We start from the raw sequence: 22,224 nt of genomic DNA on the forward strand, positions 1-22,224 counted from the left end.
TTTAGTTTTTTCCTGCAACAAAAGAGGCGGATTTTTCACCGGCAACACGGTATTTCAAAGGTTCGATAGGTGTGCCGCCGTAATTGGCTTCCGAGCCGGCTGCAATACCGATCCAAACATTGTAAGGCGCGCCGCCTCTCAGACGTTGTTCGCTTCCGGCCGGAACGATACGGCTGAATACTACTTTTCCATCTTTGTCTGTAATGATCAGATTGCTTCGGTATTGGACTTTAATCCAAAGTTCGTCTTTCTCAACTTTGACGGCAGGCTTCTCTTCTTGTACGACGGCAGAAGCTTCAGAAGCTGCTTGATCATTAGCCACTTCAGGCTTATTGGTGATTTCTTTTTTGCCGTCTTCCGTCATTTCGCTAACGGCAACATTATCCGTTTTTAAGTCAGGCGTTTTCATCGTATCAGCAACATCTTTGCTGTTTTGAATATTTGCCTGCTCGTTTTCAAAACTGGATTTGCTTTGCCAAAAGTAAACACTGCCTATTGCTAAAGCCAATGCGGCTACTCCCAATATCCATTTTGGAAAGCCTTGCTTTTCAGTGTCTTTGTAGCTTAAGCCTGTGTTGGCACTGCGTGTTACCGCGTATACATGGTCTTCAAGTTGCGGAGTAATGGAGAGTAAATGTTTGGCGATGGTTTGTTCATCGATTTTCAGAAATCGTGCATATGAACGCAGATAGCCTGAAACAAAGACTAAACCGGGAAAGCCTGAATATTCCCCTTTTTCCAAAGCATCAATTTGTTCGGCAGACAGTTTCAAACGTGAGGCGACATCTTGAATATCGATTTTGGCATCAGTTCTGTGTTTGCGTAATTCATCCCCCAATGTTTTGGCGGCTTGTGTGTCGTAGTTGATTTTATCGTTATTTTCCATTTAGTGGCCTGTTGTGACAGTTTGCAGTTCGTCTGAATAAGGGAAGTTTGCCCTAAGTTGGGCTTCGTATTCGTATGCGGCGTGTTTATTGCCTAGGGCGGTAGCCAAACGCCAGCCTAAAAGCAAGTCGTCAGCCTGAAGGACATCAACTTTGCTTTGGTATTGGCGGAAATAATAGTCGGCATCGTTCAGATTGCCTGCCATCATTTTGGTTCGGGCAAGTTCTTTGAAAGCAGGGAAGAATTGTGGATTGGCCGCCAAAGACCTTTCCAAATAGGCTTGAGCCAAAGAGTATTGGCCTAACCTTGCGCTGCAAATGCCTTTATTCATATTGGCAATAAAGGGGCTCGGGTAGGTCGGGTCGGCCAGTGCTTTATCAAAATAAGCCATAGATTCGGCAGGTGCATTCATTTGATTGCATAAGAACCAACCGTAGTTGTTGTTGACTTCAGCACTATCCGGTTTTAAAGACAATGCTTTAAGAAAGCTTTCCTGAGCTTTATCGCGGACTTTCAGATACTGATAAATTTCAGCGCGTACCAACCAAGCAATATCGTTTTTTGAATTGAATTTAAGCGCCTCTTCGATACTTTCGGTAGCTTGGCGATAGTTTTGGCCGCGCATATATTCTACGGCAAGCTGGGTTTTGATATTGGAAACCTGAATGGCACGTTCTTTGGGGCTTGGTCCGGAAGAGGATGCGCAGGCAGAAAGAGTCAGTGCGGTAAGTAAAGCGAATCCGAACTTGATTTTCATAATTAACCTTATTGTTCGACCAAAATTTGTTGCCATTTTTGTTGGCGGCGTGTTTTATCTTGTACTTGTCCGGCCAATTGTCCGCAAGCGGCATCAATATCGTCGCCGCGGGTTTTGCGGACAGTAACGACAAAGCCGGCTTGTTGCAGAATATCGCGGAAGACACGGATATTTTCGTTGGTAGAACGTTCGTAGCCGGAATTTGGGAAAGGATTGAATGGAATCAGATTGAATTTGCAGGGTACGTCTTTAACCAATTCAATCAATTCACGCGCATGTTGTGCTTTATCGTTGATGCCATCGAGCATAACGTATTCAAAGGTAATAAAGTCGCGGGGGGCTTTGACTAGATAACGTTGACAAGCTGCCATCAATTCTTTGAGCGGGTATTTTTTGTTGAGTGGAACAATTTGATCGCGCACTTCATCGTTGGATGCGTGTAAAGATACAGCCAAAGCAACAGGCATTGCATCACGCAGTCTGTCCATTTGTGGAACCATGCCCGAAGTGGAAACAGTCACGCGGCGACGGCTCAAGCCGTAGCCGTGATCATCCAGCATAATGCTTAAAGCGGTAACAACATTGTCAAAGTTTGCCATGGGTTCGCCCATGCCCATCATCACAACATTGGAGATAACGCGTTCATTTTTAGGGGTAACGCCCATGGCTTTATTGGCCCACCAAAGCTGACCGATAATTTCAGCGGCAGTCAGGTTACGGTTGAAACCTTGTCGTCCGGTAGAGCAGAAAGTGCATTCCAATGCGCAACCTACTTGGGAAGAGATGCACAAAGTACCGCGTTCGGCTTCGGGAATAAAGACGGTTTCTACACCGTTGCCCGTGCCTACATCCAGCAACCATTTGCGTGTGCCATCAGTAGATTCTTGTGCCATCATTAATTTAGGCACTTCGATTGTGGCTTGTTCATTTAACTTGGCACGCAATGATTTGGCTAAGTCAGTCATTTCTTCAAAGTTTTGTGCACCCGCTTGATGCATCCAACGCATTACCTGCTTGGCACGAAAAGGCTTTTCACCCATTTCGGCAAAGTGTTGCGTCAGTCCGTTTAAATCGTAATTCAGTAGATTGGTTTTCATGTATTTTTATGTTTCTCAGTAAAGCTTTTAAAGCAAAGGGGCTTATTGGGCAGCTTTGCTTTAAAAGCCTTTGGGTTTTCAGACGGCCTTTAATTTGTAGGACATACAAAGCAGTTTTGCCGTCCGATATGAATCGGACGGCCGTAGAGCGGCTACAGGCTTTTACTCTTAGCGCGGGCAGATTTCGCTTTGGCTGAAGAAGTAAGCAATTTCAATTGCAGCATTTTCAACGCTGTCAGAACCATGTACGGCATTAACACTGACAGATTCTGCAAAGTCGGCACGGATTGTGCCCGGAGCTGCATCGGCTGGGTTGGTTGCGCCCATCAATTCGCGATTTTTGGCAACGGCATTTTCACCTTCCAATACTTGAATCATGACAGGATTGCGAGTCATGAATTTAACCAAGTCTTCATAAAAAGGGCGATCTTTATGTACGGTATAAAACTCTTTTGCTTCACGCTCAGAGAGATGTTTCATTTTCGCCGCAATAATGCGCAAGCCGTTTTCTTCAAAGCGGCTATAAATCTTGCCGATGACGTTTTTTTCTACTGCATCGGGTTTGATGATGGAAATCGTACGTTCGATGGCCATATTATGTCCTTGTTTTTATTGATAGGTAAGTTGTTGCAGCCAAGAGGCAAGGGAAGTGTATTCTACCAAATTTCGCCCCTTTTTGGGAAAGGCATTATTTGCTTAAAGTCAGGTGTGGTTGTTCCAAATAGACTTCGGATTGCATTTCGATCATACGGCTGGCTGTACGGGTAAATTCTTCGGCGAAATCGCCTTCGACATAAATATCGTTTACGCCAACTGCACTGGTGGCGCACAATTTCACACGGAAATCATATAAAACGTCAATTAACCATGTCAGACGGCGTGCTTCTGCTTTTTCTTGAGGAGTTAGACGTTCTAATCCTGAAAGGAAAACCATCTCGTAATGTTCGGCTAAATACAGATAGTCAGCTTGTGAGCGCGGGCCGAAGCATAATGCGCGGAAATCAAACCAGATGGCGCGTTCTGACTGGGCTTTATGAGGAATTTCCCGTCCATGAATAATGCTAATGCCTGGGTTTAATTCAGAGATTCCGCTCATTTCCTTAAATAAAGCAGCCAGTTTTTGCTCGTTCTCTTCATTATTTGGGACAAAGAAAATTTCGGCAGGACGCAGCGTACGCAAGCGGTAATCTTCGCCGCCATCCACATTTAAAACGGTCAGGTTGGACTCGATAAGGGCGATGGTTGGTAGAAAGCTGCTGCGGTTTTGGCCTTGAGGATAGAGTTCGGATGGAGCGTAGTTGGAAGTGGCTACCAAGACTACACCTTCACTCAACAGGTTTTCCAGCAAACGGCCTAGAATCATGGCATCGGCAATATCGCTGACGTGGAACTCGTCAAAACATAATACGCGTGTTTCTTTGGCAATTTCTGTTGCAACGGCTTTTAAGGGATTGGCTTCGCTTTTCAAGACTTTAAGGCGTTGATGGATTTCGGCCATGAAGGCATGGAAATGCACGCGACGCTTACGACGATAAGGGAGACAGCCGAAAAAAGCATCCATCAAAAAGCTTTTACCGCGTCCTACGCCGCCATAAAAATAGAGTCCTTTAGGTACTTGAGGGGAACGCAAGCTACGGCCGAGAAAACGGTTGCGTTTGCGTTTGAACATCATCAGCTCGGTCCATAAACGATCCAAATATTCAATGGCTCGCGCTTGGGCTTCGTCGCGGATAAAGTTGGGCTGTTCGGCTGCAGCTTGATACCAAGTCAATGGGCTGTGGTTTTCAAATGGAGGTGGTGTGAATAGTTGGTCTCTATTGCTCATGTGTAACCTTTATTATGCTTTACTGGCGATAGTTGAAACATCATCCGCAATAGTTTGGACAGTAGTTGGAATGATGTTTTCATTACAGAATAGTCGGTCTATTATAAATGATTTCAGACGGCCTGCGTTTTTTGCAAAAGCATTGTAGTAAATATAGTTGAAATAGTGTGTGATTGAGGTATGCGTGAAAAGAGCCGGCTTTGGTATTTTTGGTGAAAACAAAAAAACGCCGCATTTCTGCGGCGTTTTGCTACTAAGTATTAATGAGCACTTTCTTGCAATGCCAAGTCTACACGCTCACGCAACTCTTTACCCGGTTTGAAGTGAGGAACATGCTTTTCTGGCACTTCCACGCGTTCGCCGGTTTTCGGGTTGCGCCCGATACGGGCAGGGCGGTGGTTCAAGTCGAAGCTGCCGAAGCCACGGATTTCGATACGTTGTCCACGAGCCAGTGAGCGGGTCATGGTATCAACCAAGACTTTTACACTGTATTCGACATCTTTAGCCAGCAGTTGGTTGCCATTTTTTTCGGCAAACACTTCTGCGAGGCGAACCATCAATTCAGACTTCGTCATGTCTGCAACCTTATTCTTGGTCGCCGGACAGTTTGGCTTTCAGCAAGTCGCCCAGGCTGGTAGTACCGGCATTGGCAGTTGCAGCGGCGTTAACTGAATTCAGCGCTTCGCGGTTTTCTTTAGCGTCTTTCGCTTTAACAGACAGACGGATGCTGCGGTTTTTGCGGTCAACGGTAACGATAACGGCTTCAACTTCGTCGCCTTCTTTCAGTTTGGTAGTCAGGTCTTCAACGCGGTCAGCGGCGAATTCAGAAGCAGGCAGGTAGCCTTCAACTTCTTCAGACAGAGCAACTACGGCACCTTTGGCGTCAACAGATTTCACAGAACCTTTAACCAAAGAACCTTTGTCGTTTACGCTGATGAAGTTGCCGAACGGATCACCTTCCAGTTGTTTGATACCCAAAGAGATGCGTTCTTTTTCAACGTCGATGGCCAATACAACGGCTTCAACTTCTTCGCCTTTTTTGTATTTGCGTACAGCCTCTTCGCCAGCCTCAGTCCAAGACAGGTCAGACAAGTGAACCAGACCGTCGATGCCGCCAGGCAGACCTACGAATACGCCGAAGTCAGTGATAGATTTAACCGCACCGGAGATTTTGTCGCCTTTGTTGTGGTTGGCGGCAAATTCTTCCCAAGGATTGGCTTGGCATTGTTTCATACCCAAAGAGATACGGCGGCGGTCTTCGTCGATTTCCAGGATCATTACTTCAACTTCGTCGCCCAATTGTACGACTTTGCTTGGGTGTACGTTTTTGTTGGTCCAATCCATTTCGGAAACGTGTACCAAACCTTCGATGCCTTGTTCGATTTCAACGAATGCACCGTAGTCGGTCAGGTTGGATACTTTACCGAACAGGCGGGTACCTTGTGGGTAACGACGGGTCAGGCCGCTCCAAGGATCTTCGCCCAGTTGTTTCATACCCAGAGAAACGCGTTGTTTGTCTTGGTCGAATTTCAGGACTTTGGCTTCTACTTCTTGACCAACTTCCAAAACTTCGCTTGGGTGTTTCACACGGCGCCATGCCAAGTCGGTGATGTGCAACAGACCGTCGATGCCGCCCAAGTCAACGAATGCACCGTAATCGGTGATGTTTTTAACGATACCTTTGATAACTGAACCTTCTTGCAGGTTTTCCAGCAAGGCTTTGCGTTCTTCGCCCAAAGTAGCTTCAAGAACAGCGCGGCGGGACACAACAACGTTGTTACGTTTTTTGTCCAGTTTGATCACTTTGAATTCAATTTCTTTGCCTTCGAAGTGAGAAGTGTCTTTTACAGGACGTACGTCAACCAAAGAACCCGGCAGGAATGCGCGGATGCTGTTGATCATAACAGTCAGACCACCTTTGACTTTGCCATTGATAACGCCGGACAGGATGTCGCCGTTTTCCATAGCTTCTTCCAAAGCGATCCAGTCGGCAGCGCGTTTGGCTTTTTCGCGGGACAGTTTGGTTTCGCCGAAGCCGTTTTCAACAGATTCGATGGTAACGGTAACGAAATCGCCAACTTTAACTTCAATCTCGCCCTGAGCGTTTTTGAATTCAGCAACATCAATCAGAGATTCTGATTTCAGACCTGCGTTAACAGTAACGAAGTTTTGATCGATGCCGACTACTTCGGCAGTAATCACTTCACCTGGGTTCATCTCTTGCAGGGTAAAGCTTTCTTCCAGCAGCTGGGCAAAATTTTCCATAGTCATATATACTCTTTTCGGTACACCGCCAAGGGGTGTGGGTTAGGTTTGAAATGACCTGCCGTCCTTGGCGCGGCAGGTTGGGAAATGTTTTCAGACGGCCTTGTTATAGGATTAACAGGCCGCCTGAAATGAAAACTTCGCGATTATACTCCAAATTTTAAACTTTATGATACCAATCAAGCACTTTTTTTACAGCTTCTTCGATAGAAAGGTTATCGGTATCTAAAAGCAGGGCGTCGGGCAGTTGTTTCAACGGAGCAACAGGGCGGCGGCGGTCTGCTTCGTCGCGCGCTTCAATGTCCGACAAAATGCGCTCGAATGCAACGCCTTCGCATGGGATACCGAGTTGTTTGGCACGACGTTGGGCGCGGACATTGGCACTTGCGGTCAGGAAAATTTTTAATGCGGCATCAGGGAAAATAACCGAGCCGATATCACGACCGTCGGCGACCAAACCTTTTTCGGTCAGGAAGTCGCGTTGGCGTTGTAAAAGGGCGGCACGCACTTTAGGCAACTGCGCGACAGCAGATGCGCCCATGCCGATTGCTTCGGTGCGGATTTGCTCGGATACATCTTCGCCGTTTAATAATACGGCGCTGCCTTCAAATTGTGCGGGCAAAGTTTCTGCCAGTGTGCTGACGGCATCTTCATCTGTCCAGGCAACATTTTGTTTTTGTGCATAAAGCGCGGTCAGGCGGTAAAGCGCACCGGAGTCGAGGTAAAGAAAACCCAAGGCTTCGGCTACGCGTGAGGCAACCGTCCCTTTGCCGGATGCGCTGGGGCCGTCGATGGCGATAACTTTTTGCTTGAGGCTCATGTGTTCTCCTGAATGCGATAGGTATTTGAATTAACCGTTTATTATACGTTGCTTTGGCCGTCTGAAAACGAAAATTTTTGTGTGATTTAGATTTGAGGGAAAAGCGGCTCGGCCTTATCAGGTATAATGGCCAAAATCATAATTTAACCGCTTTATCTGATTGTTCGGGCCGTCTGAAATAACGGGTCGGGAACGGTCTTAGAATTTAGAAACACTATGTTACAAACCGATAATCTTACTTCTGCACAACCTCAGCGCATTATCACTGCTCAAAATATTTCCGCTCAGGAAGAATTGCTTGAACGCGCTTTACGTCCGAAAACTTTAGACGACTATATCGGGCAGGATAAAGCAAAAGAGCAGCTGGCTATTTTTATTCAGGCAGCGAAAAAACGTGGCGAAGCGCTTGACCACACTTTGTTGTTTGGCCCTCCGGGTTTGGGTAAAACTACTTTGGCGCATATTATCGCCAAAGAGTTAGGCGTTAATTTGCGTCAAACCAGCGGCCCGGTTTTGGAACGTGCCGGCGACCTTGCAGCCTTGTTGACCAATCTCGAGCCTCATGATGTGCTGTTTATCGATGAAATCCACCGCTTAAGCCCCGTGGTTGAAGAAATCCTTTATCCTGCGCTTGAAGATTATCAGTTGGATATCATGATAGGCGAAGGACCGGCTGCGCGTTCGGTCAAAATAGATTTGCCGCCGTTTACATTGGTGGGTGCAACGACCCGTGCCGGCATGCTGACCAACCCTTTGCGCGACCGTTTCGGTATCGTGTCCCGATTGGAGTTTTACCAAAACAAAGATTTGGCAACTATTGTTGCCCGTTCTGCTCAACTATTGCAGTTGGATATGGGCGACGAGGGTGCGATGGAAGTGGCCAAGCGCAGCCGCGGTACGCCGCGTATTGCCAACCGCCTTTTGCGACGTGTGCGCGATTATGCCGATGTGAAAAACAACGGCGTCATTGATGCGGAAATTGCCGATGCGGCTTTGAGTATGCTGGATGTGGACGGGCAAGGTTTGGATGTGATGGACAGGAAATTCCTTGAGGCGATTTTGCACAAGTTCAGCGGCGGTCCTGTCGGGTTGGAAAACGTGGCCGCTGCGATTGGCGAATCGACCGATACCATCGAAGATGTGATTGAACCATATCTGATTCAGCAGGGCTTTTTGCAACGTACACCGCGCGGACGCGTAGCAACCGAACGAGCCTATCTGCATTTTGGCTTGAAGGTTCAAGAATAATAATGAAGGTCGTCTGAAAACTGCTTTCAGACGGCCTGATACTTTCAATTTCATATGATTGTCGGCAAATATCTGCCGATAATTGGTTAAAATGTTCCCCTTTTCTTTTTTGAAGTTTCCCCATGAATATCTTATCCGTAGAAAATGCTTCTTTTGCTGTCGGTCATGTCGCCTTGCTCGACAAAACTTCTTTTCAACTCGACAGCGGCGAGAAAATCGGTTTAATCGGCCGCAACGGTGCGGGTAAGTCTTCGTTTTTAAAAATCCTCGCCGGTGTACAAAAGCTTGACGATGGACAGATTATTGTTCAAAACAACCTCAAAATCGTTTATGTGCCGCAAGAATCCTTTTTTGATAAGGATGCAACCGTATTTGATACCGTTGCCGAAGGATTGGGCGAAATTCGCGATTTATTGAGCCGTTATCATCATGTCAGCCATGAGTTGGAAAATGGTTCGAGTGAGACTTTGTTGAAAGAGCTCAACGAATTGCAGCTTGAAATCGAAGCGAAGGACGGCTGGAAACTGGATGCGGCAGTCAAGCAGACATTGGGCGAACTCGGTTTGCCGGAAAACGAAAAAATCGGCAACCTCTCCGGCGGGCAGAAAAAGCGCGTCGCCCTGGCGCAGGCTTGGGTGCAAAAGCCCGACGTATTGCTACTGGACGAACCGACCAACCATTTGGACATCGACGCGATTATCTGGCTGGAAAACCTGCTCAAAGCATTTGAAGGCAGCTTGGTTGTGATTACCCACGACCGCCGTTTTTTGGACAATATCGCCACGCGCATCGTCGAACTCGACCGCGGCACTCTGCGCTCCTATCCCGGATCGTTCTCCAAATACAGCGAGAAAAAAGCGCAAGAGTTGGCAGTCGAGGCGGAACATAACCGCTTGTTTGATAAATTCCATGCTCAGGAAGAAGCATGGATACGCAAAGGCATAGAAGCGCGCCGTACCCGTAATGAAGGCCGCGTGCGCCGTTTGGAAGAGCTGCGCCGCCAGCGCGCCGAGCGCCGCAATGTACAAGGGCAGGTCAACTTTAAGCTCGACAGCGGCGAAAAAAGCGGCAAAATCATCGCCGAATTGGAACACGCTTCTTTTGCCTATGGCGACAAAGTCATCATGGACAAATTCTCCGCCATTTTGCAGCGCGGCGACAAAATCGGCTTAATCGGTCCAAACGGTATCGGTAAAACCACCTTCCTTAAGCTGATTTTGGGCGAATTGCAGCCGACCTACGGCAGAATCCGTATCGGCAGTAAACAGGAAGTTGCTTATTTCGACCAGTTCCGCAGCGCGTTGAACGAAAACGACACCGTGTTTTACACGCTCGGACAGGGCAATGATTACGTTGAAGTCGGTGGTAAGAAAAAGCATGTGATGAGCTATTTGGAAGATTTCCTGTTCCATCCAGCCCGCGCACAAAGTCCCGTTTCATCACTCTCCGGCGGCGAACGCAACCGACTCCTGTTGGCAAAACTCTTTACCCGCCCTGCCAATATCCTGGTCTTGGACGAACCGACCAACGACTTGGACATCGATACCCAAGAGCTGCTCGAAGACCTGTTGCGAGATTACCAAGGCACGGTATTCCTTGTCTCGCATGACCGTATGTTCTTGGATAATGTGATTACTCAAAGCATTGTTTTCGAAGGACAAGGCCGTCTGAAAGAATACATCGGCGGCTATCAGGACTATATCGACGCAAAATCGCGGGAAGATAAAATTCAGACGGCCTCTGCGCCTAAAGCGGTTGCCGAGCCTGAAAAAATCAAACCCAAAGCCAACCGCACGGTCAAACTTTCTTATAAAGAACAGCGCGAACTCGATGCCCTGCCTGATGAAATCGCCGCTTTGGAAACCGAGCAGGCTGAAATCAATACCCAGCTTTCCGATCCTGAAATTTTCAAAGATTACGAAAAAGCAGGTGCATTGCAAAGCAGGGCTGAAGAAATTGAGATGTCGCTTTTGGAAAAGCTGGAACGCTGGGAATGGCTGGAAGCGAAACAAAATGGCGAAGCGGTTTAAATTAGGAATTTTGTCCCAAAGTAGGGCAGATATTTTTCTAAATCATGCCGTCTGAACCCCGAATATTCAAAAACAAGGTCTACAACCAACATGAAAAAAGTCGAGAAAAACGTATTGGTGCTGCATAGCGCTAAGGAAATGTTTGAGCTGGTGGACAAAGTTGAGGACTATCCAAAATTTTTACCGTGGTACAGCAAGACCGAAGTCATCGAACGCAAAGGCAATGAGCTAAAAGCGCGCCTGTTTATGGACTATATGCGCGTCAAACAGTCATTTGCGACGCACAACCACAATATCCCGGGGCAGGAAATCCGCATGGATTTGCTCGAAGGGCCGTTTAAAACCCTGCGCGGCACTTGGAAATTTATCGACTTGGGCGATGATATGTGCAAAGTCGAATTCAGATTAGAATACGATTTCTCCAATGCCGTACTCTCCGCCATGATTTCTCCGGTATTCGGCCATCTTGCCGGCACGCTGGTGGATGCTTTTATTAAAGAGGCCGACCGCCGCTATGCTTGAGATTGAAATTGTTTACGGACTGGCCGATAGGCAAGTGTTGAAGGGCATGACCGTTGCCGAAGGGACAACAGTACGCGAAGCTGCCCTGCAAAGCGGTTTGGAGGTAGAGTTCCCAGAGTTGGATTTACAGCAAGCGCCTTTGGGTATTTTCGGCAAGGCAGTAAAAGACAAGACTGTTTTGCGCGATGGCGATCGGATTGAGGTTTACCGTCCATTGTTGATTGATCCGAAAGAAGCACGACGTAAACGTGCCGGGCAAGAATAAATCGAAGGCCGTCTGAAACTTTTTCAGACGGCCTGTCAAACTGAAAGAACAGTAATGAGCTTGAAAATTAAATTAATCGTCGGTTTGGGCAATCCAGGCCAAGAATACGAACAAACGCGCCATAATGTAGGCTTTTGGCTGTTGGACGAACTGGCGTGGAAATGGAAAGTCAATTTTAAAGACGAAAAGAAATTTTACGGCGAAGTAGCGCGCGCCACTACGCCTGATGGTGATGTTTGGCTGCTCAAACCCATGACCTTTATGAACCGATCCGGTCAGGCTGTTGCCGCTTTGACTCAGTTTTACAAAATCAAGCCGGAGGAAATCTTGGTGGTTCATGACGAGCTGGATATTCCATGCGGTCGTATCAAATTCAAACTTGGCGGCGGCAACGGTGGACACAATGGTCTCAAAGACATTCAGGCTCGTTTAGGTACGCCTAATTTCTACCGCCTGCGCTTGGGTATTGATCATCCGGGCGACCGTAATCTGGTTGTCGGTTATGTGTTGAATAAACCGTCGGCAGAACACAGACAACAAATTGATGACTCCATCGCCAAATCTCTGCAAGGATTGCCGGCCGTGTTGAATGGCGAATGGGAAGAGGCAACACGTTTTTTACACAGTAAGTAAGCGTACCCGAATCAAACGGGCAACCTTGTACATCATGTTCAGACGGCCTGAAAACAGACGGCGCAGTCTGGCTAGCGATAAACCAATCGAAGAAACAGAAGAAACAGTAAATATGAACGAACTGACCAGCCTTATGCAGACCGAACCCCCGGGCATTGTTGGCGAAACATTAGACTTCTGCCTTTACGAATGCAGTATTGAAGATGCCCCGGATGCAGAAGAAGTGGCACAATGGCGTGATATTTTGAAGGCGCGGGGTGGGAAATTTGTCCGCTTGGCAGATATCTGCCAAACATGGCTGGATGAAGAGGCCGACAAATGAAAGCCTTACCATTAAACAAATTCACTGCCGCTGCCTTTATCTGGTTTGCCGCCGCCATTTATGCCTTACTTTTCAAAGAGGGCGGCAATAGCGCTCCACCATTTCCCCATTTTGATAAAGTTGGCCATTTCGGACTGTTTTTCGGACAGGCATGGCTGTGCGCAAAAATATTTATTCAAGACAATAGGAATATTCCCTATAAAGGCATTCTGTTTGCCGCTTTATTGTTTGCAATAGGAAGCGAGCTGGCTCAGGCATTTCTGACTACTACGCGCCAGGGTTCGATCGCGGACGGCATTGCCGATATGGCAGGTACGGCTGCGGCGCTGTGGTTTGCAGCAAAAGTAAAAGCAGCAAAAAGTTAGACATATTTAAACAACTTAAAGGCCGTCTAAAATCCTGAGAAACAGGTTTCAGACGGCCTTTTGTTACTTGATGCATGAAGCAATCGTTACTTCATGCCAAGTATTTAAATATTAGAATTTTACGCGTACACCGGCAGATACTTCGTGGGAATGGAGCTTAACGTTATTGATCTTGCTCCAGTGGTTATAGCGATAGCCTGCATCCAGTGCTACATTTTGAGTTACATCGTAACTTACACCAGCCATTGCACCTACGCCAATTTTAGTATCCTTACGTTCAGCTGTTTGTTCGGCTGTTTGATATTTATGAGTAGAGTGGTTAAGACCCAGGCGAACACCTACATAAGGTTTTACAGGAGCTTGCAGGTCAAAATCATAAATAGCAGATACACCGGCACTGTGATATTTAGCCTCAGCATATACCGAAGGTACATTAATCTTTGCAGATTTATAATGCGTATAGTCGGCAGCAACACGGAAATCGCCGAAATCGTAGCCTGCAGAAATACGAGGGCTAAAGCCTTTAATTGATGCGCCACCCAGTTTTACAGTAGCATGACCAGCATCAGCCTGAACATAAAAACCTTTGGTTTCATCAGCCAATGCAAATGCAGGCAGGGAAAGAGCAATCAGTGTTACCAGAACTTTTTTCATTGTTTTGTCCTTAATGTAGGATTAGGAGTAGTGGATAATCGCCGGGATTGTTCATTCCCAACAATTATTCTGATTGTATTTTCTTGTGGAAAATTAAGCAAATCTAAAAATGTGTCAGCTGTTGTAAAATCGCACTTATAAAAAACACTGTAACAAATCGTTTAAGAACAAACAGCCTTGTTCGGTCGGGCGGAACACGGTCGGGTCTGATTCAAGCAGGCCTTTTTGTCTGGCGGTTTCGATTTGTGCCATGATTTTTGCAGTGGGTACGCCAGTACGTTCCTGCAACATTGCGGCAGGTACGCCGTCGGTCAGGCGCAGGGCGTTCATCATGAATTCGAATGGAAGGTCTTCGGCGGCAATGGTTTTTCGTTCAACTGCTTCATGCGGATTGCTCTGCATGGCGGCAAGATAGTCGTTGGGATGACGACGGCGGACGGTGCGTTCGATATGGTCAGGATAGGAGATTTTGCCGTGTGCACCTGCACCTATGCCTAAGTAATCGCCAAACTGCCAGTAGTTCAAATTATGGCGGCATTGCATACCAGGTTTTGCAAAAGCTGATGTTTCGTAGTGGATAAAGCCTGCGCCTTCCAATTCGCCATGTACGGCATCTTCAATATCCAATGCTGCTTCATCTTGTGGCAATCCTTTGGGCGGCGTATGACCAAAAGGCGTGTTCGGCTCCATGGTCAGATGATATGCGCTGATATGCGATACGCCTGTTGCGATAGCGGTTTGCACATCGTTTAAGGCCGTCTGAACTGTTTGGTTTGGCAGGGCATACATCAAATCGATATTGACTTTGTCAAATAATTTCAATGCAGTATCAATGGCTGTCAGGGCTTCTTTGCCATTGTGAACGCGTCCCAATCGAGTAAGCATATCGTCGTTAAAACTTTGTACGCCGATAGACAGACGCGTAATGCCTGCATCTTTAAATCCTTGAAATTTTTCAATTTCAAATGTGCCCGGGTTCGCTTCCAAAGTAATTTCCGCTTCGGGTTGTAAACGCAACAGCGAACGCACGCCGCTTAACAAACGGTCAATCGATTTCGCTTGAAACAGGCTGGGTGTACCGCCGCCGAAGAATATGGTTTCTACCGGTCTGCCCCAAATATTGGGCAATTCAAGTTGCAAGTCGGTTAATAGGGCATCGATATAGGCTTCTTCCGGCAGGCCGTTTTTCAGGCTGTGGGAATTGAAGTCGCAATATGGGCATTTTTTGATGCACCAAGGAATATGGATATAGAGTGATAAAGGAGGCAGGGCGGTTAGCTGGCCGGGGCGTTGGAAAGTGATTTGGGTCATGGTATGTGTTGAGGCTCAAGGCTGTCTGAAATTTTTAGGCCGTTATTTTAACTGAAATGTCGGCAGGGAAAGTAATCAGTAGGAAATTTGCGAAGTCTAAGCGCTCAAAAAGGCTTCAATTTCTTCTTCTGATAATTTGGAATTGCAGACGGCTTTTATTTTGCCTTGTGAGATTTTGAGTAGAGCGGGAACAGTTTGGATGCCGTGTTGTTCACGAAAAGTTTTTAAAGCTGCTTTGTTGCTGCTGTCGGTAAAGTGGATGGTAAGCTGTTTGTTTAAGGAAACGGTAGACAGTTTTGCAACAAAACGGCGACAGTATGAACAGCTTGGTTTGCCTAAAAAGACGATAGCAGTTTCTTGACTGTCAATGAGTTGCAGAAGTTCGTCAGGTATGGTTGGGATGAAGGCAGCGACGTGTTTTGCAAAGGCTGCCAATTCTTCAGGTGAGGGTTTGGGCATGGGAATGAATGTGAGGTAGGCCGTCTGAAGGTTTCAGACGGCCTGTTGTTTTTATGTATTAAAGTCTTTTGCGTATCCAAGACGAGAGTTTGGGTGCGCCGAATAGCAGAAAAATGCCGATAAAAAGCTGCGCGATGTTAGCAAGTATACCAGCTTGGTTTTGTGCGCCGAGATTCGCCCAAACAGATGTGTGTGTGTCGATAGCGATAGACTGTACAAAAAGATAGAGAGAGAACTGGTAAATTAGGTCGGGGATGGCTTGGAAAACAGTATATATGCCTATTAATACAATACCGGTCGTCAGCCATGGTGCAGGGCGTTTTGGGGCTTCCTGTACGGTTTGCAGATGTTCGGGCAATAGGCGGTTGGCAATGGTGGCAGGGAAACACCATAGCAGCAGCCATGCAATTAAATACAAGCCGTAGAACATCAGTACGGGCGGAATTTGTTTGCTGTCATACATGCTTTCTGACTGTGCGAATATGGTAGCAATGCCGCCAAGTGTTTGTACGATGCCGATTAAAACGACCAAGCGGATGGCGACAATCAGGATTTGCTTAGGGGACATGGATTTCTTTCATTATTTGTTGGATTTAGAACATCTAAAAAAACGTTTCAGGTTTTCAGACGGCCTATTATTGATTTATAAGGATTCGATTTTTCTTAATAGTTCACGCAATGCTTGGGCGCGGTGGCTTTCGGCATTTTTGATTTCAGGATCAAGCTCGGCAGCGGTGCAACCGTGTTCGGCAAGATAGAAATGCGGGTCGTAGCCGAAGCCGTTTGTACCGGCTGCCTCGGTCTGCCATTGTCCGCGCCAGATGCCTTCTGCGATGATGGGTTGCGGGTCGTTTTCGTGGCGGACGAGGACAAGGACGCAGACGTAGTAGCAGCTTTTGTCGTCTTTATCGGCAAGATCGGCAGACAGTTTGGCGTTGTTTGCGGCATCGGATTTGGGGTTTTCGCCTGCATAACGTGCGGAGAAAATACCGGGTGCGCCGTTTAAGGCGTTGGTGCAGATGCCGGAGTCGTCGGCAAGTGCCGGTAAGCCGCTGTATTGGGCGGCATGACGTGCTTTAGCCAGGGCATTTTCAATAAAGGTATGGTACGGCTCGGGACATTCGGGCGTATTGAACTGCGATTGCGGCAGGACTTCGATGTTTAAGTCGGCAAAGAGGCGGGAAAATTCTTTGAGTTTGCCTGCGTTGCCACTGGCAAGGACGATTTTTTCAAACATGGTTTTTCCTTAATGGTTTTCGGTTTGCTGCATACGAGCCATTTGTGCGCGTGCTTTGTGGCGGATGTAAAGGGCAAGGCTGCCGATTTGGGCAAAAACGGCTGCAAAGGCAAACAGAAAGGCGGCAACGGCAAATTGTTTGCTGTGAATGCTCAGAAGATAAGCGCCCAACAGAATCAGTACGATAAACATCAGGGTAAACAGGGCGGTCAGGAGCAGATAGGCTTTTTGTCGGGTCATGGCAGCTTGGGGGAGGGGGAAAATGTTCTGATTATAACGTCAGATTGGGAATTTGAAACCATGCCGGATTCGTTAAAAAGGCCGTCTGAATATTTCAGACGGCCTTAAGTCGAATAACGGATTAACGCAATTCTGTGTGCAGGCGGCTCAGCAATGTGGAGGCATCGCTGCCTTTGTATGGGCTGCCGTCTTTGTTCAACAGATGGAGGCGTGCGCCATTGTTGATAGGCTCAACATACACGATGATTTCAGGATACGTTTTTGGCGCTTCTGCTTTGCCTTTGCCAAATACGCGTTTGAACAGGCCTGGTTTTTTATTGGCAACTGCTTCGCCTTCGGTTGGCGCTTGTTGAACCAAGAAGGCGCGGCGTTCGGCATTTTGACCGATAACAGTCAGGCCGATGCGGTCAAGCGCAAGGGCGGTACGGCGCCAGTTGCGGCCGTAATCGCCTGCCAGCAACAGAGTGCCGTTGTCCACACGGGCCAATTCAGAAGCATTGCTGCGGGCGGCAACGCTTTGGGTCAGAGCCTGTTCGGCTTGCTGACCGTCAACGCCTAAGTATTGCATAAAGCGGGCGAGGAATGCGGCTTCGAGGTTAGGGTCGTTTTCACCCGGCTGCCACATCGTAGTGTCTTTTTTACGGTCGGCATAAACTTCTTTCATGCCTTTGTGGGCAAAGAAGATGTCGGTCGAACCGTTTTTACCTTGTTCGATGCGGATGATGAACTTGTCGCGTTCGCTGGTAGAGTAGATGCCGCCCAAGCCGACTTTATCCAGCAGACGGCGCAGGCTGTCTTGAGGGATTTTGGCTCGGTTTTCAGCCCACTCGGTTTCCATTTGGCCGATGGCCGGTTCTTCAGATTTGATGTCGAAACCGTTTTCTTGCCAGAACACTTTCAGCAAAGGCCAAATTTCGCGAGGCGATTTGCCTTCGACAACCAACCAGCGTTGGTTGCCGTCACGCTCAAGGCGTACGCCTTTAACGGATTTCAAGACTTCTGCATTGGCAGGCTGCTGTACGGCTTGGGTGCGGCGTTTGTTGAAATCGCTGGCGCGGACGGCGCCGCTGCCTGCCGGTAATTGATAGAGGTTGCCTTGGTCTGGGTTGTTCAAATCAGGTGGTACTTCCAGTTTGACTAGGCGGTGAGATTGACTTTGATAGTCGAGTTTGGGTTGTTCTTTTTTGCTGCCGGAACAGGCAGTCATGCTAATCAGGGCGAGGGCTACTACGATGGGTTTAATATAGGTCATCTTGTTTTCCTGTGGATGGAGTTCTTAACAGGGAGGCCGTCTGAAAAAGGGCGTTTGGATTCAGACGGCCTTATTTCCGGATCAGATTTGTCCTGATTTTTCCAGAGCGGCTCGGACTTTGGCTTGACCGGCTTCGGTCAGTGCTACCAAAGGCAGACGAACATGGGGTTCGCATTTGCCCAATAAGCTCAGGCCCCATTTGGGCGCGGCCGGGCTGGGCTCGCAGAACATGGTGTTATAAATTGGGATAAGTTGCTCGTTTAGACGACGGGCGGTCGCAATATCGCCCTCAAGGGCGGCTCGGCACATATCGGCAAAGAGTTTCGGTGCAACGTTGGCTGCGACGGTTACCACGCCATGACCGCCACACAGCATGAAAGGCAGGCCGGTAGGATCGTCACCGGAGAACACGGCAAAACCTTCAGGAACGCTGTTGATCAATTCGATGTTGTTGCCGATATTGCCGCTGGCTTCTTTCACACCGACGATATTCGGAATCTCGGCCAAACGCAAAATAGTGTCGTTGCTCATGCTCACGACGGTACGGCCGGGAACATTATAGATAATCATCGGAATCGAAGTGGCTTCGGCGATGGCTTTGAAATGTTGGTAAATGCCTTCTTGCGAAGGTTTGTTGTAGTAGGGAACAACAGATAAGGTGTAGTCCGCACCGGCTTGCTCGGCGGCTTTGGAAAGGGCGATGGCTTCGACAGTATTGTTGGCTCCTGTGCCGGCGATAACGGGAACGCGCTTGTTGACGTATTTAACAGTAGCTTCAATAACGGCCAAATGTTCTTCGACAGGCAGGGTGGCTGACTCGCCGGTAGTGCCGACTGCGACGATGCCGTCGGTGCCGTTTTCAATGTGCCAGTCGATTAAGTCGCGAAGTTGTTCGTAGTTGATGCTGCCGTCTTGATTCATCGGAGTAATCAGGGCAACCAGACTGCCTTTTAACATACGGAAACCTTTAATTTTATGGTGTGGGTGAATTATGCAGTGGATTGTAGCTTACTTTGTTGTTTGTGTGAAACATATCCGCTAAGCGGCTTTGCCGTTTAATGGTGACTTGTCATTATCTTAATGAATAATACATTTTTAAATCATTGGTTTGTTTGTTTTGAGATGGAAAAATGATGTCAAGAATTAAAATGTGTTAAGGCGGTTTGAGGCCGTCTGAAAACGGTTGGGCGGAACTTTCAGACGGCCTGATGGTTTTGAATTTGCTGATACATTTTAAATTGGTTAAAATACGCATCTTAATATTTTTTAACGATTCTTGAGAGAAGGTTCAACATGGCCGGAATGACTGAAAAACAAGCGGAACCGCTTGATTTGGTTTATGGTTTGGAAGATAAGCCGCCGTTTGGGAATGCGTTGTTGAGTGCGGTTACGCACCTTCTGGCGATTTTTGTCCCGATGATTACTCCGGCACTGATTGTCGGCGGGGCGTTGGAGCTGCCGGTTGAAATGACGGCTTATTTGGTGTCGATGGCAATGGTGGCTTCCGGTGTCGGCACTTATTTGCAGGTCAACCGTTTCGGGCCGGTCGGTTCGGGTATGTTGTCGATTCAGTCGGTCAACTTCTCTTTTGTTACCGTGATGATTGCGCTCGGTACCGGCATGAAAGAGGGCGGTTTGACTGAAGATGCGATGATTTCAACGCTTTTGGGTGTGTCCTTTGTCGGCGCGTTTTTGGTGTGCTTCTCCGCTTGGCTTCTGCCTTATCTGAAAAAAGTGATTACGCCGACTGTAAGCGGCGTGGTCGTCATGTTGATCGGCTTGAGTTTGGTGCATGTCGGCATTACCGATTTCGGCGGCGGCTTCGGTGCGAAAGCAGACGGTACGTTCGGCTCGATGGAAAACTTAGGTCTGGCATCGCTGGTGTTGCTGATTGTATTGGTTTTCAATTGCTTGAAAAATCCTTTGCTGCGCATGAGCGGCATCGCGGTGGGTTTGATTGTCGGTTATATTGTTGCGCTGTTTTTGGGCAAAGTAGATTTTTCCGCCCTGCAAAACCTGCCGCTGATTACCCTGCCTGTTCCGTTTAAATATGGCTTTGCATTTGATTGGCACGCGTTTATCGTTGCCGGTGCGATTTTCTTGTTGAGCGTATTTGAAGCAGTGGGCGATTTGACGGCGACTGCGATGGTCTCCGAGCAGCCGATTGAGGGTGAGGAATACACCAAACGTCTACGCGGCGGCGTATTGGCAGATGGTTTGGTGTCTGTGATTGCGACTGCGTTGGGCTCTTTGCCTTTGACTACTTTTGCGCAAAATAACGGCGTGATTCAAATGACCGGTGTGGCTTCGCGCCATGTGGGCAAATATATCGCGGCTATTTTGGTATTGTTGGGTTTGTTCCCTGTTATCGGCCGTGCGTTTACCACGATTCCGAGTCCGGTTTTGGGTGGCGCGATGGTATTGATGTTTGGCCTGATTGCGATTGCCGGCGTGCGGATTCTGGTCAGCCACGGTATTCGCCGTCGTGAAGCGGTCATCGCGGCTACTTCTGTCGGTTTGGGTTTGGGCGTGGCGTTTGAGCCGGAAGTGTTCAAAAACCTGCCGGTATTGTTCCAAAACTCAATTTCCGCCGGCGGTATTATGGCGGTATTGTTGAACTTGGTTTTGCCGGAGGATAAAACCGATAAAGCGGTTAAGGTGGAAACCGACAGTTTGGATCACTAAGCAAGCTTTATTCAAAGGCCGTCTGAAGTTTCAGACGGCCTTTGGTTTTTCGGCTATAATATTGTTTTTATTTATTATCCGAGTGGTTCGGATAGCCCTACCCGGAAAGGTTTTATATGACGGTTTATTCACTTTTTATCACTTGTCCTCGCGGTTTGGAAGCGCCTTTGACGCAGGAACTCGAAAGCATGGCATGTCAGGATATCCGCGCTGTTGACGGCGGTGTGGCATGTAAAGGCACGATGGAGCAGGTGTACCGCATCAACCTGTATTCGCGCGTTGCCAGCCGTGTTTTGCTGCGCTTGACCAAAGGCGGTTATCGCAACGAACACGATATCTACAAACTGGCACGAAATCTGCATTGGACAGGTTGGTTTAAGCTGGAGCAGACCTTTAAAGTCAAAGTCGAAGGCAAGCGCGCCAATGTGAAAAGCTTGGATTTTGTCGGTTTGAAAATCAAAGATGCCGTCTGCGATGCCTTCCGCGATATTTATGATGCGCGTCCGAGCGTGGGCAAAATCAATCCCGATATCCGCATTCATGCCTTTATCGATGAGCGCAATGTGGAAATCTTTATCGATACTTCCGGCGAAGCACTCTTCAAACGTGGCTATCGTCAGGATACCGGCGAAGCGCCATTAAGGGAAAACTTGGCGGCAGGTTTGCTGCTTTTGGCTGGCTACGACGGTACGCAACCTTTCCAAGACCCGTTTTGCGGCAGCGGCACGATTGCCATTGAGGCTGCATGGATTGCGACACACCGTGCGCCGGGCTTGATGCGCCGTTTCGGTTTTGAAAAACTGCAAAACTTCGACAAAGAAAAATGGCAAGCTCTGCGCCGTGAGGCTGAAAAACAAATCAAACCAGCCGTCGCGCCAATTTCCGGCAGTGATAACGACCGTTATATGATCCGCGCCGCATTGGCCAATGCCCAAGCCGCCGAAGTGGATAATTTCATCCGCTTTGACGTGCAAGATGCGCAGACCGCTCGACCAAACGGCGAACACGGCATTATGATTTCCAATCCGCCTTATGGCGTGCGCCTTGCCGAAATTCAGGCTTTACAGGCGCTTTATCCGCAACTGGGGACATGGTTGAAACAGCATTACGCAGGCTGGCTGGTTGGGATGTTTACCGGCGATCGCGATATGCCGAAATTTATGCGCCTTTCTCCGAAGCGTAAAATTCCGCTGTTTAATGGCAACTTGGATTGCCGATTGTTTTTGATGGATATGGTTAAAGGCTCAAATCGGGGCTAAAACCTGAAATAGAGGCCGTCTGAAAGATGATTTCAGACGGCCTTTTTATAGACTTTACTATAACGGAGTTTGCTTTTCTTTTTTTAATTACAG

At 47.9% G+C, this 22,224-nt stretch carries 25 protein-coding genes; 9 read left to right on the plus strand and 16 right to left on the minus strand.

The annotated features are described in order from the left end of the window. Position 1: 1 nt before the first annotated feature. The 8 genes from ACTHRE_RS01195 to cmk all read right to left on the minus strand — a co-directional run bounded on the left by ACTHRE_RS01195 (position 2) and on the right by cmk (position 7,649). A complete protein-coding gene (locus ACTHRE_RS01195) occupies positions 2–886 on the minus strand; it encodes a helix-turn-helix domain-containing protein (RefSeq protein ID WP_377072947.1) in 885 nt (294 codons plus the stop codon). Next, a complete protein-coding gene (gene pilW, locus ACTHRE_RS01200; RefSeq protein WP_003683469.1) occupies positions 887–1,642 on the minus strand; it encodes a type IV pilus biogenesis/stability protein PilW in 756 nt (251 codons plus the stop codon). Positions 1,643–1,650: 8 nt separating this feature from the next. After that, positions 1,651–2,739, minus strand: a complete 1,089-nt coding sequence (rlmN, locus tag ACTHRE_RS01205; protein ID WP_003683577.1) for a 23S rRNA (adenine(2503)-C(2))-methyltransferase RlmN — start codon at positions 2,737–2,739, stop codon at positions 1,651–1,653. A gap of 168 nt (positions 2,740–2,907) precedes the next feature. After that, entirely contained in the window at positions 2,908–3,333 is a 426-nt protein-coding gene (ndk, locus tag ACTHRE_RS01210; RefSeq protein WP_377072945.1) for a nucleoside-diphosphate kinase, read from the minus strand. 94 nt (positions 3,334–3,427) lie between these two features. Continuing rightward, a complete protein-coding gene (zapE, locus tag ACTHRE_RS01215; protein ID WP_049333700.1) occupies positions 3,428–4,564 on the minus strand; it encodes a cell division protein ZapE in 1,137 nt (378 codons plus the stop codon). 260 nt (positions 4,565–4,824) lie between these two features. Next, positions 4,825–5,139 (minus strand): integration host factor subunit beta, encoded by a 315-nt coding sequence (locus ACTHRE_RS01220; protein WP_003678992.1) that lies wholly within the window; start codon positions 5,137–5,139, stop codon positions 4,825–4,827. A gap of 10 nt (positions 5,140–5,149) precedes the next feature. Continuing rightward, a complete protein-coding gene (gene rpsA, locus ACTHRE_RS01225; protein ID WP_003678994.1) occupies positions 5,150–6,835 on the minus strand; it encodes a 30S ribosomal protein S1 in 1,686 nt (561 codons plus the stop codon). 154 nt (positions 6,836–6,989) lie between these two features. After that, complete coding sequence (cmk, locus tag ACTHRE_RS01230) at positions 6,990–7,649, minus strand: (d)CMP kinase (RefSeq protein ID WP_049344765.1); 660 nt, start codon at positions 7,647–7,649, stop codon at positions 6,990–6,992. A 216-nt stretch (positions 7,650–7,865) separates the two neighbouring features. Here cmk and ruvB point away from each other — a divergent pair, with 216 nt between their 5' ends. From ruvB to ACTHRE_RS01265, 7 genes are all read left to right on the plus strand, one after another. Then, on the plus strand, positions 7,866–8,897 hold the full coding sequence (ruvB, locus tag ACTHRE_RS01235) for a Holliday junction branch migration DNA helicase RuvB (protein ID WP_039862144.1): 1,032 nt from the start codon (positions 7,866–7,868) through the stop codon (positions 8,895–8,897). Between the two features lie 122 nt (positions 8,898–9,019). Next, positions 9,020–10,927: an ATP-binding cassette domain-containing protein gene (locus ACTHRE_RS01240; protein WP_070460843.1), complete on the plus strand. Its 1,908-nt coding sequence runs from the start codon at positions 9,020–9,022 to the stop codon at positions 10,925–10,927. A 90-nt stretch (positions 10,928–11,017) separates the two neighbouring features. Next, the gene (locus ACTHRE_RS01245; RefSeq protein ID WP_003683270.1) at positions 11,018–11,449 is read left to right on the plus strand and encodes a type II toxin-antitoxin system RatA family toxin; all 432 of its coding nucleotides are present in this window, start codon (positions 11,018–11,020) and stop codon (positions 11,447–11,449) included. After that, complete coding sequence (locus tag ACTHRE_RS01250; RefSeq protein WP_070608259.1) at positions 11,442–11,714, plus strand: RnfH family protein; 273 nt, start codon at positions 11,442–11,444, stop codon at positions 11,712–11,714. The genes ACTHRE_RS01245 and ACTHRE_RS01250 overlap by 8 nt, the downstream gene beginning before the upstream one ends. A gap of 54 nt (positions 11,715–11,768) precedes the next feature. Then, a complete protein-coding gene (gene pth / locus ACTHRE_RS01255; protein WP_377072942.1) occupies positions 11,769–12,347 on the plus strand; it encodes an aminoacyl-tRNA hydrolase in 579 nt (192 codons plus the stop codon). A 112-nt stretch (positions 12,348–12,459) separates the two neighbouring features. Then, complete coding sequence (locus ACTHRE_RS01260; RefSeq protein WP_315039242.1) at positions 12,460–12,669, plus strand: dioxygenase; 210 nt, start codon at positions 12,460–12,462, stop codon at positions 12,667–12,669. Then, a complete protein-coding gene (locus ACTHRE_RS01265) occupies positions 12,666–13,034 on the plus strand; it encodes a VanZ family protein (RefSeq protein ID WP_293206514.1) in 369 nt (122 codons plus the stop codon). The genes ACTHRE_RS01260 and ACTHRE_RS01265 overlap by 4 nt, the downstream gene beginning before the upstream one ends. A 111-nt stretch (positions 13,035–13,145) precedes the next feature. Here the strand turns inward: ACTHRE_RS01265 and ACTHRE_RS01270 are convergent, their stop codons facing one another. The 8 genes from ACTHRE_RS01270 to dapA form a co-directional block, all read right to left on the minus strand. Then, the gene (locus ACTHRE_RS01270) at positions 13,146–13,688 is read right to left on the minus strand and encodes an opacity family porin (RefSeq protein ID WP_049344773.1); all 543 of its coding nucleotides are present in this window, start codon (positions 13,686–13,688) and stop codon (positions 13,146–13,148) included. A 135-nt stretch (positions 13,689–13,823) separates the two neighbouring features. Next, positions 13,824–14,999 (minus strand): radical SAM family heme chaperone HemW, encoded by a 1,176-nt coding sequence (gene hemW / locus ACTHRE_RS01275; RefSeq protein WP_377072940.1) that lies wholly within the window; start codon positions 14,997–14,999, stop codon positions 13,824–13,826. A 96-nt stretch (positions 15,000–15,095) separates the two neighbouring features. After that, on the minus strand, positions 15,096–15,458 hold the full coding sequence (locus ACTHRE_RS01280; RefSeq protein ID WP_219088634.1) for a thioredoxin family protein: 363 nt from the start codon (positions 15,456–15,458) through the stop codon (positions 15,096–15,098). A gap of 58 nt (positions 15,459–15,516) precedes the next feature. Then, a complete protein-coding gene (locus ACTHRE_RS01285) occupies positions 15,517–16,026 on the minus strand; it encodes a hypothetical protein (RefSeq protein WP_377072938.1) in 510 nt (169 codons plus the stop codon). Positions 16,027–16,101: 75 nt separating this feature from the next. Then, on the minus strand, positions 16,102–16,695 hold the full coding sequence (gene rdgB / locus ACTHRE_RS01290) for an RdgB/HAM1 family non-canonical purine NTP pyrophosphatase (RefSeq protein ID WP_377072936.1): 594 nt from the start codon (positions 16,693–16,695) through the stop codon (positions 16,102–16,104). A 9-nt stretch (positions 16,696–16,704) separates the two neighbouring features. Next, positions 16,705–16,935 carry an NGO_0222 family membrane protein gene (locus ACTHRE_RS01295; protein WP_003679018.1) on the minus strand — a complete coding sequence of 77 codons (231 nt, stop codon included), beginning with the start codon at positions 16,933–16,935 and terminating at the stop codon, positions 16,705–16,707. Positions 16,936–17,056: 121 nt separating this feature from the next. Next, the gene (gene bamC, locus ACTHRE_RS01300; protein WP_003683593.1) at positions 17,057–18,187 is read right to left on the minus strand and encodes an outer membrane protein assembly factor BamC; all 1,131 of its coding nucleotides are present in this window, start codon (positions 18,185–18,187) and stop codon (positions 17,057–17,059) included. A gap of 81 nt (positions 18,188–18,268) precedes the next feature. Further along, entirely contained in the window at positions 18,269–19,144 is an 876-nt protein-coding gene (gene dapA / locus ACTHRE_RS01305; protein WP_285069935.1) for a 4-hydroxy-tetrahydrodipicolinate synthase, read from the minus strand. Positions 19,145–19,480: 336 nt separating this feature from the next. Between dapA and ACTHRE_RS01310 the strand changes: the two genes are divergently transcribed. Next, a complete protein-coding gene (locus tag ACTHRE_RS01310) occupies positions 19,481–20,872 on the plus strand; it encodes a nucleobase:cation symporter-2 family protein (protein WP_070712691.1) in 1,392 nt (463 codons plus the stop codon). 116 nt (positions 20,873–20,988) lie between these two features. Next, positions 20,989–22,131, plus strand: a complete 1,143-nt coding sequence (locus ACTHRE_RS01315; protein WP_377072933.1) for a THUMP domain-containing class I SAM-dependent RNA methyltransferase — start codon at positions 20,989–20,991, stop codon at positions 22,129–22,131. Positions 22,132–22,224: the final 93 nt, after the last annotated feature.

It is taken from the genome of Neisseria sp. P0001.S007 (assembly GCF_051963655.1).
GTDB classification, from domain to species: Bacteria; Pseudomonadota; Gammaproteobacteria; order Burkholderiales; family Neisseriaceae; genus Neisseria; species Neisseria subflava_A.